Origin of the sequence: Herpetosiphon giganteus, assembly GCF_016907925.1 — a bacterium.
In the GTDB taxonomy this organism is placed as follows: Bacteria; Chloroflexota; Chloroflexia; order Chloroflexales; family Herpetosiphonaceae; genus Herpetosiphon; species Herpetosiphon giganteus.
The window spans coordinates 82,488-96,605 of the sequence record NZ_JAFBCZ010000009.1 but is presented as its reverse complement, the minus strand read 5'-3'; the positions used below and the strand labels follow the sequence as shown (position 1 = coordinate 96,605).

9 protein-coding genes are annotated in these 14,118 nt (G+C 49.8%); 3 read left to right on the top strand and 6 right to left on the bottom strand.

Annotated elements, in window-relative coordinates; translation table 11 throughout:
- Positions 1 to 40: 40 nt before the first annotated feature.
- The 5 genes from JOD20_RS10225 to JOD20_RS10205 all read right to left on the bottom strand — a co-directional run bounded on the left by JOD20_RS10225 (position 41) and on the right by JOD20_RS10205 (position 6,159).
- A complete protein-coding gene (locus tag JOD20_RS10225) occupies positions 41 to 892 on the bottom strand; it encodes an SAM-dependent methyltransferase (protein ID WP_204755174.1) in 852 nt (283 codons plus the stop codon).
- Between the two features lie 23 nt (positions 893 to 915).
- Complete coding sequence (locus JOD20_RS10220) at positions 916 to 1,791, bottom strand: (+)-kolavelool synthase (RefSeq protein WP_204755173.1); 876 nt, start codon at positions 1,789 to 1,791, stop codon at positions 916 to 918.
- Complete coding sequence (locus tag JOD20_RS10215; RefSeq protein WP_204755172.1) at positions 1,788 to 3,353, bottom strand: prenyltransferase/squalene oxidase repeat-containing protein; 1,566 nt, start codon at positions 3,351 to 3,353, stop codon at positions 1,788 to 1,790. Before JOD20_RS10215 ends, JOD20_RS10220 begins: the two co-directional genes overlap by 4 nt.
- 108 nt (positions 3,354 to 3,461) lie before the next feature.
- Positions 3,462 to 3,908: a response regulator gene (locus JOD20_RS10210; RefSeq protein WP_054533867.1), complete on the bottom strand. Its 447-nt coding sequence runs from the start codon at positions 3,906 to 3,908 to the stop codon at positions 3,462 to 3,464.
- On the bottom strand, positions 3,892 to 6,159 hold the full coding sequence (locus JOD20_RS10205; protein WP_204755171.1) for an ATP-binding response regulator: 2,268 nt from the start codon (positions 6,157 to 6,159) through the stop codon (positions 3,892 to 3,894). The genes JOD20_RS10210 and JOD20_RS10205 overlap by 17 nt, the downstream gene beginning before the upstream one ends.
- A gap of 1,162 nt (positions 6,160 to 7,321) precedes the next feature.
- On the opposite strand from JOD20_RS10205, the gene JOD20_RS10200 reads away from it, so the two are divergent.
- Positions 7,322 to 7,930 (top strand): pentapeptide repeat-containing protein, encoded by a 609-nt coding sequence (locus tag JOD20_RS10200; protein ID WP_204755170.1) that lies wholly within the window; start codon positions 7,322 to 7,324, stop codon positions 7,928 to 7,930.
- Between the two features lie 77 nt (positions 7,931 to 8,007).
- Here JOD20_RS10200 and JOD20_RS10195 read toward each other — a convergent pair whose 3' ends face one another.
- Entirely contained in the window at positions 8,008 to 9,678 is a 1,671-nt protein-coding gene (locus JOD20_RS10195; protein ID WP_204755169.1) for a YfbK domain-containing protein, read from the bottom strand.
- Positions 9,679 to 9,971: 293 nt separating this feature from the next.
- Here JOD20_RS10195 and JOD20_RS10190 point away from each other — a divergent pair, with 293 nt between their 5' ends.
- The gene (locus tag JOD20_RS10190) at positions 9,972 to 10,901 is read left to right on the top strand and encodes an alpha/beta hydrolase (protein WP_204755168.1); all 930 of its coding nucleotides are present in this window, start codon (positions 9,972 to 9,974) and stop codon (positions 10,899 to 10,901) included.
- Between the two features lie 329 nt (positions 10,902 to 11,230).
- Entirely contained in the window at positions 11,231 to 14,074 is a 2,844-nt protein-coding gene (locus JOD20_RS10185) for a cellulose binding domain-containing protein (RefSeq protein ID WP_204755167.1), read from the top strand.
- The last annotated feature ends 44 nt before the right edge of the window (positions 14,075 to 14,118 follow it).

The following is a 14,118-nucleotide window of genomic DNA, read 5'->3' as shown; positions in this document are numbered from 1 at the left end:
ATAAAATGAGCACAACAATTGAAATTAATGATGGCTGAGTTTAGCCACGTTTGCGCGCCACAATCAACACATAGCGCACATAATCTGCATAAATTTTCTCAACCATCGGCCATGTTTGTTCGATCATCGCCAACATTGGTGGTGGATAAATCGCCTCCAGTTCGGCCCGTTTTTTCTCGATACCAAGTTTGGTGTGGGCCAGCGTTTTGGCGATTCCTGCGGTCAAATCGATCAATTCAAGCTGTTCGAAGCCCGTTTGATCAAAAAGCTCAAGGTAGCCCTGCTTAGTGGTCAGGGTATTGATCTGAAATGCAGGGTAAAAGATGTGTTTTTGCTCAAGGCTTAGTGGTTTGACTTCAACAATATCGGTCAGCACCAAATAGCTGCCAGCTTGCAACACGCGATTGGCCTCTTGTAAGACAGTCAGGCGGCTGGGCATATGGAAGATTGATTCGAAAGCCCATGCAGCGTTGAAAAACCCATCAGCAAAGGGCAATTCCATGGCGTTGCCCCAAGCAATCTGCACCTTTTCCTGCATTTGCATGGCTTGAATAGTAGTTTGGGCTTCAGCAACTTGGCCGTGGGCAACAGTAATGCCATGCACGTGACAGTTTTTGGCAGCGGCCATGCGAATTGCTGGTAAACCTGTGCCACAACCAAGATCAAGCATGTGTTGACCAGCGGCAATTGGCGTTTTCTCAATCATCAAATAGGTCAAATGTTCTTGGGCTTCGGGCAATGATAAATGTTCTAAGCCCGCTGGCCAATAGCCCCCGTGAACACTATCACCCCAAATCAGCTTATAAAATGGCCCCATTGCGTCGTAATAGGTTTCGACATCGTTGATGCTTGGTGGGTTGGGTTCTGATAGATCGGTTGCTAAGACTGTCATACACAATTCTCCTTAAAACGCTGCTACAACTCTAATTCAATGCTGGTTGATTGTGGATACCAAAATGGGCCTAGTTGTTGGCCAAGCCCGAGAATGGGGCCGCGTTCCCAGTGCTGCCGAAATTCTAAGGCGGCCTTGGTACGTTCGGTTTTATCGCTCTGCCAGGTTTGGCGCGTGTAGGCAAAATCATACAAAATCTGGCGAAATTCGGCTTCGCTCAAGGTATAACCCGGTTTTTGCGTCCAGTAACATTGCAGATTGCCCACCAACAAGGGTGGTAACACATCCTGATTAATCTGTGGTTTACCAAATGAAACCAATAATTCAGCAGGCGGAATTGGTTCGCCATAGATCGCCTCAATTGCTTGACTCCGTGTTTTGAAGGCAGTCTGATGGGCAGCTTGGAAAATAGCTTGCCAAGGATCTTCTGAATCGCGGACAATAAACCACCAGAGGGTTGGCTGCTCCGAATTGTCGGAAGGTTGATGCAGGCTTTGAGCCGCTTCGGTGATAATCGGCGATGGTTGGGTATCGAGCAAGCGCACTCGCCAATTGTGTTCGCGATAAAACTCTCGCATGGCGGAGCCAGCAGCTCCGCGAGCAACCCAACCCTCAAGATGTTCGCGATAATCTGGTGTGGTTTCTTGGAATTGATTGGGCAAAAGCATTGGTAAAAACAGATGCTTAATGCCGTGGCGGAAAAAGAGCTGTAAACATGCTAATAATTGTCCGTGCGACCAACGCGCATACGCTTCGCCAGTTGCTGGCAAATTGGCCAATGCCGCTTTACGGCGGCTGCCGCCACTCGAAAAAACCATGGTTTTTGGCGCAACCTGGCGGATGGATTCAAGTGGAGCTTGGAGAAATTCTGCAAGCGTTGGAATGCTGTCGCGGATCATATCCTTAAATCTCCTAAGGTGACTGCTAACATGGCGCTTAGCTCATAGGCGCGATCAATCCGTTGGGGGCAATAAATTTCTTTATTGAGCCAACATTGATACTCTTTCATGCGGAAAGGGCGATAATGAGAGCAGAGCCAATTATAGCCACGTTGGAGCATGCGAATGTCATCGTTATCAAGCAGCCCCGCATCACGTAAATTTTGCAAAGCCAGCACTGCATAGGCGGTTTCGACCGTGGTTGAGCGTTGAATAATGCCCCAGCCGCCATCAGGGTGTTGATGGACTTGTAGCGCCGCAACCGCTTCTTTCATGGCTGTTTTATAGGGCGAGTTTTTCAAGGCAATCAACACGTGACATGTTGTATAGAGCCACGAGGTATTCCATTTATCGCCGCTCCAGCTGCCATCAAGCTTTTGGGCATCAATGAAAATCTTCCACCAGCGCGAAATATCGACTCCAGCCAAATCGAGGGCATGCACCGCCCGCGCTGTCAGCGAGATTGAAGGTTGAAGTTCGCCGTGATAGGCAACAAAACATTGGTCGCGCTCAAATTGGCGTAAAATTTCAAGATCGACCGGATAGCCGGCGGCGATCAACACGGCAACTGCTGCCGCTGTATCATCGCCATCGGGCATAAAATCATCGCTAAACCCAATGCCTTTGGGCTTGAGCGCTTGCTGTAAATCAGCAATTTGTGGTTTGAGCACATCTTGAATGCTCGGAAAATCGAGAATTCCGGCGGTTACCAAGGCATAGAGGCTGAATGATTGCTCGAAACGGGGAATTGGCCATGCGGTTGGCATAATACAGGGCGCGCTTTCCGATGTTGCTAATGATGCTTGGCGCAAGTAGCTTTCTGCGCCAGCAATCTCTGCTTGCAAACTCGGATTATGGTTGGCGGCAAATAACCAGGCAGCAGTTGCCGCAGGGCTATGGCCAATTCCACCGGAGCCATCAACTAAGCCAGGATCGGCATGGCTTGCCCACGCTTCCCACGAATAGACCGGAGCAGTACCTGCGCGCGGCTTCTTTTGCTGAATCAATGCCCGTTTGTGTTCGCCCAAGGCGATCAATTCGCGATAGGGCGCAAGGGGAATATCGAGGCGTAATTTAATCGGAATCCCATCAGCATCGTCGGCATGTTCCTCGCGGTACGCCTCTTTGAGCATATACGGTAGCAGCAATTCCATGCCAACTGGCAGATTATCGGGCAAAGGTTTTTCCCAATATTCAAGCTGGCGGCGCAGAAAACGTTTGGCTTCGAGCAAGCCATCGAAGGTTGAGCGCCGTTGGCAATGGTGGCGCAGCGCCAAAATCGCCGCTAAAGTTGGCACTGCCCGACTTAAGGGCATGGCAGGATTACCCCAACCACCATCGGCATGTTGTTGGCCGACTAACCAATTAACTGCTGGCCAAACATGATCTTCGTTGGGAGTTGGGTATAAGCGCAAGGCTTGGGCAGTATCATAGACCGACGGACTCATCAGGCCGCCATTCTGGCCAAGGTCGCGAATTAATGCCCGCAAATCATTGAGTAAAATGTCAAGAATTAAGCTCATAGGCAAAGGGTCGAGATCCTACACAAGGTCGTAATCTTAACCCTGCTCCTTTCTGGATAGCAGCCCAACCAGCGCCGAGCAATCACGCGCTGGTTGAGCTACCGCGATCTAGTAAGGTTCCCAGACCGATTCGCCATTTAAAATGCGGGTGATTTGATTGGGAAAGCGATTGCGATTAATCGGCTTGCCAATCAGTCCATTGAAACCAAGCTCACGCGCTTTGGCTACATCCTGCGGCATCACGTTAGCCGTAACCGCAATTACTTGGGTGTTTTTAAGTTGCGGCACATGCAGCATATTTTTGAAGACGGTAAAACCATCTTCATAGGGCAACTGAATGTCAAGCAAGACCAAATCGGGGTGCAGGCGGGGATTTGCCTCAAGCAACTTAAAGAATTGGCGGCCAGAGGCTCGTCCGTTATAATATTTGACCCGCAAATCTTCGCGGAGCAGAATCTCCAAAACGAATAAATTATCGGGATTATCCTCGACAATAACCACCGATGCGTCGCTGGGTACAACGGGAACAAAATATTCATTACTTGCCACGGGCATACTCTACTCCTTGGTTAAAGATCTCATTAATGCGTCTAAGAAATTCTTCCTCACTAAGTTGGCGTTTAGCAATGACCCCTTGGGCGCGGGTACGCAGCCAATCATGTTCCTGTTGATCAAGATCCTTGGCGCTGACAATAATCACGGGAATGTCAGCATAGTTGGGATTATTCCGCAGGGCTTCGAGCACTTCAAAGCCATCCATATTCGGCATCATCAGATCGAGAATAACCAGATCGGGCTTGGATTGTGCGATCAGCGCCAATGCCTCAACCCCATCCGCTGCCTCGCTCAGCGCATAATCTCGTGCCGCGAGAATGTGTTGGATAACGTGGCGAGCATCAGGGTTATCATCAACAACCAAGATCTCAGCAGTTGGTTCGACACATTCTTGCACAATAGCCAGCAATACCTCCTCACGTACAGGTTTGACAATATGTTTCCTTGCCCCCAACACCAGCCCAATCGTCCCCTGATCAACCACTGAACAGACAACAATCGGAATATGGGCAATCGTTGGATCATTTTTGATTTGGGCCAGCAACTCCCAACCATCAAGATTTGGCATTTGCACATCAGTAATAATTAATCGTGGTTCAATTTGTTTGATGCTGCTAATCGCCAAGCGGCTATCTAAGATGCTATGCACCCGATAGCCCCCTGATTCCAGCATAACCCGAAAGGTTTCATGGGCATCAGGGTTATCGTCAATCACCACAATCTCAATGCTTGCTGGGTCGTTTGCTGCGGCTTCAAGTTCGACCAAACTTGGTGGCGCGGCAAGATCAATGGTTGTAGTTTCGGCCAAGCTATTGGTAATGGGCAAGCTAAAGTAAAAGGTCGAGCCTTCGCCTTGCGTGCTTTCGAGCCACATGCTGCCGCCGTGCATTTCCACCAATAGTTTGCTAATTGGTAAGCCTAAACCAGTGCCTTGATATTGATGGGTGACTTCGTTTTGCACTTGTTGGAACTCCTCGAAAATCTGTTGTTGATTCTCAGGAGCGATCCCAATCCCACTATCTTGGACTGCAATTTGCACCGTTTCAGGATCTGGTTGGCTGATTGTGACCTTCACAAGACCTTGCTCTGTGAATTTGACGGCATTTGAAAGCAAATTGAGCAGCACTTGGCGAATTCGGACCTTATCAATCACCATGGTTGGCAATTCTTCGGGCATTTCTAAGTCAAGTTCAAGCCCTTTGTCGCGCGTCAGGCCGCTCGCAGTGGCCATTACTCCAGTGATAATGGGTTCAAGCTCGGTTTGTTCATACATCAATTCCATCCTGCCAGCCTCGATTTTCGAGAGATCAAGGATGTCGTTGATCAAGCCAAGCAAGTGATCGGCGTTATACAGCACCCGTTCTTGCAGCTCGCGCTGGCGCTCGGAAAACTCGCCATAGCGATCAAGAAAGGCGGTGAAATTGATAATTGCATTGAGTGGCGTGCGCAGCTCGTGGCTCATATTGGCCAAGAAGCGCGATTTAAGTTGGTTGGCTTCTTCGGCAGCGTTTTTGGCGCTTGCCAACTCGAGATTGGTTTTCTCAAGCCGACCTTCGCGTTCCTCAACTTCGTGCAAGGCATCTTGCAAGGCAGCGGTGCGCTGATCGACCAAAATCTCAAGTTTATCGCGAATCTGTTGTAATTCAGATTCACGCTGTAATGCGCGGCTCAAGGCATCATTTAAAGAGGCGCTAAAACGATGAAAAAAGAAGCCTACAATCAAAACGCTAAATACAAACGTGCTAATCGTTGGTGGCAACAGATCGCCGAGCCGTGGATAGGCTCCGATAAATTGCGCATTAAAGAGTTGTAGACCACCAATGAGGGCAATCACAACGATGCTTGCGCCAGCAATGGTTTTAATGCCCTTGCGACCAGTTAACAATCCTGAGAGTGTAATTGGCATCATAAAGGCCGAAAGAATCCAGGCACTATTGCGTAAGCCTTCAAGCGCCAAAATTATCGATAACCCTACCACAAGCCCGCTTGATGCCAGCGTAACTGCGCGGCGAAAATGACCTTGGCGCAGATTCACTACCGCAATCACAAAGAAAATGAAAATTAAAAGACTGGTAAGGCTCGCCCGAAAAGCGCTGCCACTGGTGCTTGAGACAATAAACGCAGTTGGAACAGTAACGAAACAGATGATACTTAAGCCAATTAACATTATCTGTAGTAGGAACGCTTGCTCACGTTGCACAGGGTCGGTAAGATTAATGCGATTCAGCCAGCGCTGGATTGAGGCTTGCATGGGTGCTCCTTCAGCATAGCGCCTGCTATGCCCTACCAAAGTTACACAACTCTTCCATCAGTTACCACAAGAAACTGCTTGAATGGATGCTTGGAGCAAAGCGCAGAATAGATTGATTTCAAGCAGCAATGGCTCAATCCTGAGCGGAACTATTTACACTTTACATACATCCATAGCTGCATACGACTCTGGATTTATGTGTGAGAAGTGTACCATAGCTGGACTATGGTTGTATAGTATTTAAGTTGGATATCAGGCCCGAAGTGCAACTACACCAGTACCATCATTTCCATGTGACAAATTTCGCAATTCTTGGTATGATACGGCCTACACTAATCCTAACTATTTGATAGTCAGGACTAGAACAGTCGTTGCCTAATTATCCCTATGGGTGTTATACCATAGCATGGGTAATTCATTCTAGAAGTGCTAGTACTGAGTTCCTATACACTCTAGGTCAGAAACCAGGTGGTACTATTGGTACTATCCAAATGGTTTCTAATTACCTAGTGGTATGGCGGGTAATCTGTGTATAATCTCCCCACAACCCACAGATAAACCAACCGGATCTGAACAACCATCACCAAATTATTGTGGCACGACCTGCCACAACAATTGACGATTTATCCCCCTCGTGGGTAAAGGTGTCGGGCTGAAAGTTCCAGCAGGCAACCCTGTACAAGGCTAATAGCCTCGTTGCTGATTTGGAGCTTTGGCTGGTGATTGTGGGTGATATACCGCAGCTTGCTGCCATCGCACAAACTAGGTACTAGCCTAGGCTGGTAGGAGCTATCGGAGGCGGGATTTGTATCGGCCCGTGTTTATATGGCATAAACACACCAAATTCTTACCTCAGACCCTGACCGTCTGATGTTTGGAGTTACCATGTTGTATTGTCTTGTAGCAGACCACGGTGAAGCGACATTCACCGACCAATCATCCGTTCGCGTTGGTATCATTGCCCAAACAATTGCTCTTTTGGTTTCATTCTTGCCTGCAATAGCCTCGGTTCAACAGCGTAGCTGGTGTTCTAGATACCTTTTGGCTTGGTCACCGAACGATGAGCATAGTTCTTGCTTAGGCAAACGCTAATCGCAAACCTTCGCTCATCATAATTCGCCCTTGCTCTTTTAACCACGTTGTTAAATGAAGGTAGACTGCTATGACAACCCTGCGCGATGTCTTGGTTTTGGATGTACAAAACCACCCTGTTCAAATGCCCGTTTTGTCGGCCTATCGCAGCAACATGCAATTTGCCCGCTTGCGCCACCACGATTTCTGTGATGCAAACTTGGCAGATACTCAATTCAACTTGGCTGATTTAGTGCGTGCTCAATTGAGTGGTGCAAATCTGCAACGCTGTAATTTTCACCGCGCTCGACTCAATCGGGTTGCCGCTATCGCTGCTGATTTCCGTGATGCGAATCTGAATCAAGCCCAATGTGATGGTGCTGATTTCACCAATGCCGATCTTTCAGGGGCCAATTTGAGCCAAGCTCAATTCTGTGGCGCACGCTTGGTCAACGCTTCGTTGTTTGGGGTTCGCTCCAATCAATCAGCCCACCCAGCCCGCCAACAATTGAACTTTACTGGCGCTGATTTGCGCGGTGCCGATTTGCGTGATGCTGATTTGCGCAACGCTATCCTGACTGATGTTCAACTCCAAGGTGCTCGCTATAATGCTGGCACGGTGTGGCCATTGGGTTGGAACACTGCCGATCATGGTATGATTTTCGATGACCATCTGCTTGCTCGTGAGGTTGCTTGCTAGTTATTCATTTTTTTGAACTGGCATTTTGCTAAGCAACGCCCATTTCACACGCTGAAACGGGCGTTGCTGCTTTTTCGTTATTGGTGCATGCGCTCTGCTTGTTTGAGCAAGTTCACAAATTCGGCTGCACCTTGGTTGTTGGGTAAATCAAGTGCTGCTTCTTCAGCTAAATCAAGAACATCTAAGATGTCAGTGCCGTTGTTCCAGCGCGAATGGCGCAAAAGTTCGGCAAATTCGGCAACACTGGCCGCCAAATGCATTCGTGCACTCGACCGATCAAAGCTGCTATGAATTTGCTCGGTGCTAATGCTCAGGCTTTCTTCAACCGGCGCGTCCGTATCCATATCGACATAACGAATAGTGACTTGGCCAATTGTGCCCTGCGCCTCAGGATGGCGCTTGATTTCATACAGCGCGGTTACATTATGCCCGCCACCAACTTCGCCCCCATCAACACTATCGTTGCGGAAGTCGCTATCAGCAACATCACGATTTTCGTAGCCAATCAGGCGATAACGCTTGACCACATTGGGATCAAAACTGACTTGGATCTTGGCTTCGCGGCCAATGGTTTCGAGCGAGCCAGTTAGTTGCTCGCCAAACAAGCGTTGGGCTTCGTCTGCTGAGTCGATATAACCATAGTTGCCATCGCCTTTATCGGCCAATTGCTCCAACAGAATATCGTTGTAGTTGCCCATGCCAACCCCATAGGTCGAAAGTTGCACGCCTGCATCAAGATATTCTTGGAAGGTTGCCAAGAGTTGGCTTGGCTCGGTCATGCCGCTGTTGGCAACGCCATCCGAGCACATCAAAATCCGGTTGATGCCTTCTGGTTTGAAGGCTTGCCACGCTAAATCGAAGCCAGCTCGCAGGCCTGCCTCTGCATTGGTGCCGCCGCTCGGTTCCAGCGAATTGATCGCCGTAATAATAGCCATCTGATTTTCGCCCGTAGTTGGTGGCAAGATGATCTGCATATCATTGTTGAAGGCCACAATCGCCAAACTATCATCTGGCTGCAACTTGCCAGCCAAATAGAGCAAGGCGTTTTTGACCATATCTAAGCGACCATCTTGCGCCATCGAGCCTGAGCTATCGATCACAAAGGTCAGCGCTGCTGGCTTGCGATCGGCAACTGCAATCTCGCGCGCTTGAATCCCAATTTGTACCAATTCGTAATTCGGGCCTCCAAATGGCGATGGTGCTACCTCGCTGTAAATTGCAAAATCACCATCTTCTGGCTGTGGATAATCATAATCAAAGGCGTTCAGATATTCTTCGACCCGCACCGAATCGGCTGGTGGCAAGAGGTTTTGATTGATGCTGCTGCGCATCAGGCTATACGAGGCACTATCAATATCCATCGCAAAGGTTGATAAGGGGTCAGTTTCTGTACGCACGAATGGATTGGTGCCATAATTTTTGAAGTACATCGAGTCGAACACTTCTTGATCTTGGTCGCTTGAGTAGGGCCGACCTGGATCAAGCGGTTGGGTTGGCATTACTTGCACATCTGGCAATGGCGCACCTGCATTAGCTGGTGGTTGGCTGGGGATTGGCCGCGGCGCTGGTTGTTCCGGTAAGCCGGTTGGCTCAAATTGTGGCGCTGGTTGTTGAGCGACGCTGGTTGGGATACTTTGTGGTGCTGGACGTGATTTTGGATCGCTGACTGACGTTGGAACACTCGCTTCTCCCCCACAAGCGCTGATGATCAGTGCGATCAGCACAATGCTACCTCGTTTGAATCGCATAACAGCCTCTTTTCAGATAATGTTGATCAAGCAATTGTGGACCACACCCATCAAACGCTACCAAAGAAATTTTTGTTCCATAGCTATCTGTAGTTTCTGCCTAGCTCTTCGTAACTCAATGCTGCGGATTGAACGCGCTATCAATTAAAGCTCCTTGGGTGATCCAGCTTTAGAATACCTGCCGCAAATGGCGAAAAAATGGATTTTTACTGGTGAAATACTGCCATTTACTGTACAAAACGCCAGTACAATGCTAAAAATCGAGGTTAATCCACCCAAGAAAGGCCAACGTGATGCAACTTTCAAGAGTCGATCCTGAATTACAACCCTATGTTCGCCGCATTCCACCGATTCCGCTTGGCAGCAATTGGGGGCGACGTTTTGTGCGTTGGTTGGGCAAGCGCCTGCCAAACAAGCAGTTTGCTGGCGTGAGCATTGAACAGCATACCGAGCTGAATCCTCCATTGCGCATCTATCGCCCAGTTGTTTGCCACTCCAGCGCCGCCTTGGTATGGATTCACGGTGGTGGGCTGATTATTGGGAATGCTGCTCAAGATGATCAATTTTGCGCCACGACCGCCCAAAAATTGGGAATTGTGGTGGTTTCGGTTGATTATCGGCTTGCCCCTGAACACCCGTTTCCTGCGCCGCTTGATGATTGTTTGGCGGGCTGGGATTGGCTGCAACAGCATGCAGCAACGCTTAACGTTGATCCAACGCGGGTGATTATTGGCGGCGAAAGCGCTGGCGGCGGCTTGGCTGCCAGTTTGGTGCAGCGCTTGTTTGATGCGGGCCAAGCGCAGCCAATTGGCCAATTGCTATTATGCCCAATGCTTGATGATCGCACGACGCTTGATCGCGGTTTGACGGCAATCGATCATTTTGTCTGGAATAACCACAAAAACATGCTTGGTTGGCAGGCCTATTTGGGCCACAAACCAAGCTTTGACGAGCTTCCAGCCTATGCTGCTGCTGCTCGGCGTGCCGATTTGGCTGGGTTGCCAGCAACCTGGATTGGGGTTGGCGATATTGATTTGTTTTACGAAGAAAATCGGCGTTATGCTGAACGTTTGCAGGCTGATAAGGTTGACGTAACGTTTGAAGTTATCGCTGGCGGGCCGCATGGCTTTCAGAATTGGGCCTTTGCTACAGCCATTGGTCAACGCTTTATTGCCAAAACTCATACATGGCTGAAAAGCTTGCTTGCAGCTGCGAATGATTAAGAGCTGCGCTACGCGGTTGCGCAAATTGAAGCCACATTTTAATAAATTCTAAAGTTTTAGTATTGACAGACTGCTTTTTTTGGCTAAGATGCTTTATTAATCGCTATTTAATTTTTGAGACCGGTTCCACTAGATTGAATAGTGAAGGAGGTTTTATTCGTTCATTGGGCTTACTAAGCCCTAGCTAATCCTTTTCTTGGAATCGATTCCAAGAAAACTTCTAAAACTTTCCTCAAAGGCCAAGCCCATTCTTGCTTCGATTCTACTTTGTGCTTGGCTGCTGCTTTACCTAATAGATCTAATCCTAGGGTGCAAAGGAGACCCCATCTATGCGTATGCTAAAGATGGCCGCAGCAGTAGTGGTGCTGTTTGCAGGCGTGATTCAAGCAATGGTCGCCGTACCGCAATCGCGGGCGGCAAGCAGCCAGCCCTATACGTGGGCCAATGCTGAGATTGTTGGCGGCGGTTTCGTGCCGGGCATTGTTTATAATCCAACTGAACGCAATTTGGTCTATGCGCGTACCGATATTGGCGGCGCATATCGTTGGAACCCAACCACCAAACGCTGGATTCCCCTGACCGATTGGATTAATGCAACCGCTTGGAATTGGACTGGGATTGAGAGCTTGGCAACCGACCCAGTTGAACCTAATCGCCTCTATTTGGCCGCTGGTACGTATACCAACGATTGGACTTCGGCCAATGGCGCAATTTTACGCTCAAACGATAAAGGCAATACTTGGAGCCGCACTGATTTGCCATTTAAGCTTGGTGGCAATATGCCGGGCCGCTCGATGGGCGAACGTTTGGCCATCGATCCCAACAAAAATAGCGTGCTTTATCTTGGGACACGCGGCCAAGGGCTTTGGCGCAGCACCGATTATGGGGTGACGTGGGCGAAAGTTACCAGTTTTTCGGCAATCGGCAACTACACCGATCCCTATTTTGGCGACCGAACTGGAGTGGTGTGGGTGACATTTGACCCACGCAGCAGCAGTAATGGCAGCGCTTCGCAGGTGATTTATGCAGGTGTGGTCGACACGACCACCAGCATTTACCGCAGCACCGATGGCGGCGCAACGTGGGCTGCTTTGGCGGGCCAACCAACTGCTGGATATTTTCCGCATCACGCAACATTGGCCTCAAATGGCATGCTCTACATCACCTATAGCGATACACCTGGCCCCTACGATGGCGGTAAGGGTGATGTTTGGAAATATAACACCGCCAATCAAACGTGGACGAATATTAGCCCCATTCCTTCGAGCAGCGCTGACAATTATTTTGGCTATGGTGGCTTGGCGGTTGATGCCCAAAACCCCAATACCTTGGTGGTCAGCAGCCTTAATTCGTGGTGGCCCGATGCCTTGCTCTATCGCAGCACCGATGGCGGGGCAACTTGGAGCGGCATTTGGTCGTGGGGCAATTATCCCGAACGGATTTTTCGCTATACTCAAGATATTAGCACCTCGCCATGGCTTGATTTTGGCGGCACGGCCAATGCGCCGGAAGTTGCACCAAAATTGGGCTGGATGATTGGCGATATTGAAATTGATCCATTTGATTCGAATACAATGCTGTATGGGACTGGCGCAACCATCTATGGCACTAGCAATTTGACCGCTTGGGATACCGGCGGCAAGGTTGCCTTGGATGTGCGGGCGCATGGCCTTGAAGAAACAGCAGTGCTCGATTTGATTAGCCCACCATCGGGCGCAAATTTGGTCAGTTCATTGGGCGATATTGCTGGTTTTTACCATACTAGCCTCAATGTTGCCCCATCATGGTCGAGCGGCTTGCAGCTTGGTACATCAACCGGCATCGATTTTGCTGAAAAGATGCCAACGACGATGGCGCGGGTTGGCTATGTTTCTGAAGGCAGCACAACCAAAAAATTAGCCTGCTCGTGGGATGGTGGCAAGAACTGGTCGCATGCTTCGAGCGAACCAACTGGCGCAGTTGGTGGTGGTAAAGTTGCAGTTGCCGCCGATGGTGCAAGCATTATTTGGAGTGGCACGACCGCGCCAGTGAGTGTAGCCAGCGGTTGTGGCAACTCGTGGACAGCCAGCGCTGGCATTCCAAGTGGCGCAGTAGTGGTTGCCGATCGGGTTAATCCCAAAACTTTCTATGGCATTGCTGCTGGCAGCTTCTATCGCAGCACCGATGGTGGATTAAACTTCAGCCTCGTTGCCAGCAACCTGCCTGCTGAAACGACCAAAATCAAAGCAGTTCCTGGGATTGAAGGCGATGTTTGGTTGGCTGGGCGTAAAGATGGCTTGTATCATTCGACCAATGGTGGCACGAGCTTCAGCAAAATTGCTGGGGTCGAAGTTGCCAATGTCGTTGGTTTTGGCAAGGCTGCGCCGGGCCAGAGCTATCAGGCAATCTATATTACTGGCACGATTGATGGTGCTGAAGGCTTCTTCCGCTCGGACGATGGCGGCACAACTTGGCTGCGCATCAACGATGATCAACATCAATATGGCTCGACTAACGAAACGATCACGGGCGACCCCCGAATTTATGGCCGCGTGTATATTGGGACGAATGGGCGCGGGATTATTTATGGTGATATTGCTGGCTCAATCCCGACCACTACGCCAGCCCCAGCGACGGCGACCGCAACCCGCGTGCCAGCGACGGCGACCAGCGTGCCCGCAACCGCAACGGCGACGCGCGTTCCAGCAACTGGCACACCAACCTTTGTACCTGCGACTGGTACGCCAACCGTGACCAGCGTGCCACCAACCGCCACGGTGACGCGCGTGCCAGCCACGACTACGCCAACGGCACTGCCATTTACTCCAACGCCAACTCGTGTGCCAACCGCAACATCCACGCCGCCAGCTGGTGGTTGCCGAATCAATTATGTTGTCAATCAGTGGAATACGGGCTTTACTGGCAATCTGACAATCACGAATTTGGGGGCACCAATTAGCGGTGGCTGGACATTGACCTGGAATTTTGCCAATAGCCAAACGATTTCCAGCAGTTGGAACACGGTTTTGACGCAAACTGGTTCAGCTGTAACAGCCAAGCATAGCGCCGATTGGAATGCGAATATTGCAACCAACGGCACGCAAAGCTTTGGCTTTATTGCAACTCATAATGGCACAAATGCTGTGCCAAGTAACTTTGTTCTGAATGGAGTTGCTTGTAGCGTTGCTCCATAGGTGTTGGTAGAGCGCGCCTGTTTCTAGGCAGCAGGCACGCTCTA

Excerpts from the sequence above, each read along its gene's own strand:
- JOD20_RS10195 (WP_204755169.1), bottom strand. The coding sequence starts at position 9,678 with ATGCGATTCAAACGAGGTAGCATTGTGCTGATCGCACTGATCATCAGC.
- JOD20_RS10215 (WP_204755172.1), bottom strand. The coding sequence starts at position 3,353 with ATGAGCTTAATTCTTGACATTTTACTCAATGATTTGCGGGCATTAATT.
- JOD20_RS10200 (WP_204755170.1), top strand. The coding sequence starts at position 7,322 with ATGACAACCCTGCGCGATGTCTTGGTTTTGGATGTACAAAACCACCCT.
- JOD20_RS10205 (WP_204755171.1), bottom strand. The coding sequence starts at position 6,159 with ATGCAAGCCTCAATCCAGCGCTGGCTGAATCGCATTAATCTTACCGAC.
- JOD20_RS10190 (WP_204755168.1), top strand. The coding sequence starts at position 9,972 with ATGCAACTTTCAAGAGTCGATCCTGAATTACAACCCTATGTTCGCCGC.
- JOD20_RS10220 (WP_204755173.1), bottom strand. The coding sequence starts at position 1,791 with ATGATCCGCGACAGCATTCCAACGCTTGCAGAATTTCTCCAAGCTCCA.
- JOD20_RS10185 (WP_204755167.1), top strand. The coding sequence starts at position 11,231 with ATGCGTATGCTAAAGATGGCCGCAGCAGTAGTGGTGCTGTTTGCAGGC.
- JOD20_RS10210 (WP_054533867.1), bottom strand. The coding sequence starts at position 3,908 with ATGCCCGTGGCAAGTAATGAATATTTTGTTCCCGTTGTACCCAGCGAC.
- JOD20_RS10225 (WP_204755174.1), bottom strand. The coding sequence starts at position 892 with ATGACAGTCTTAGCAACCGATCTATCAGAACCCAACCCACCAAGCATC.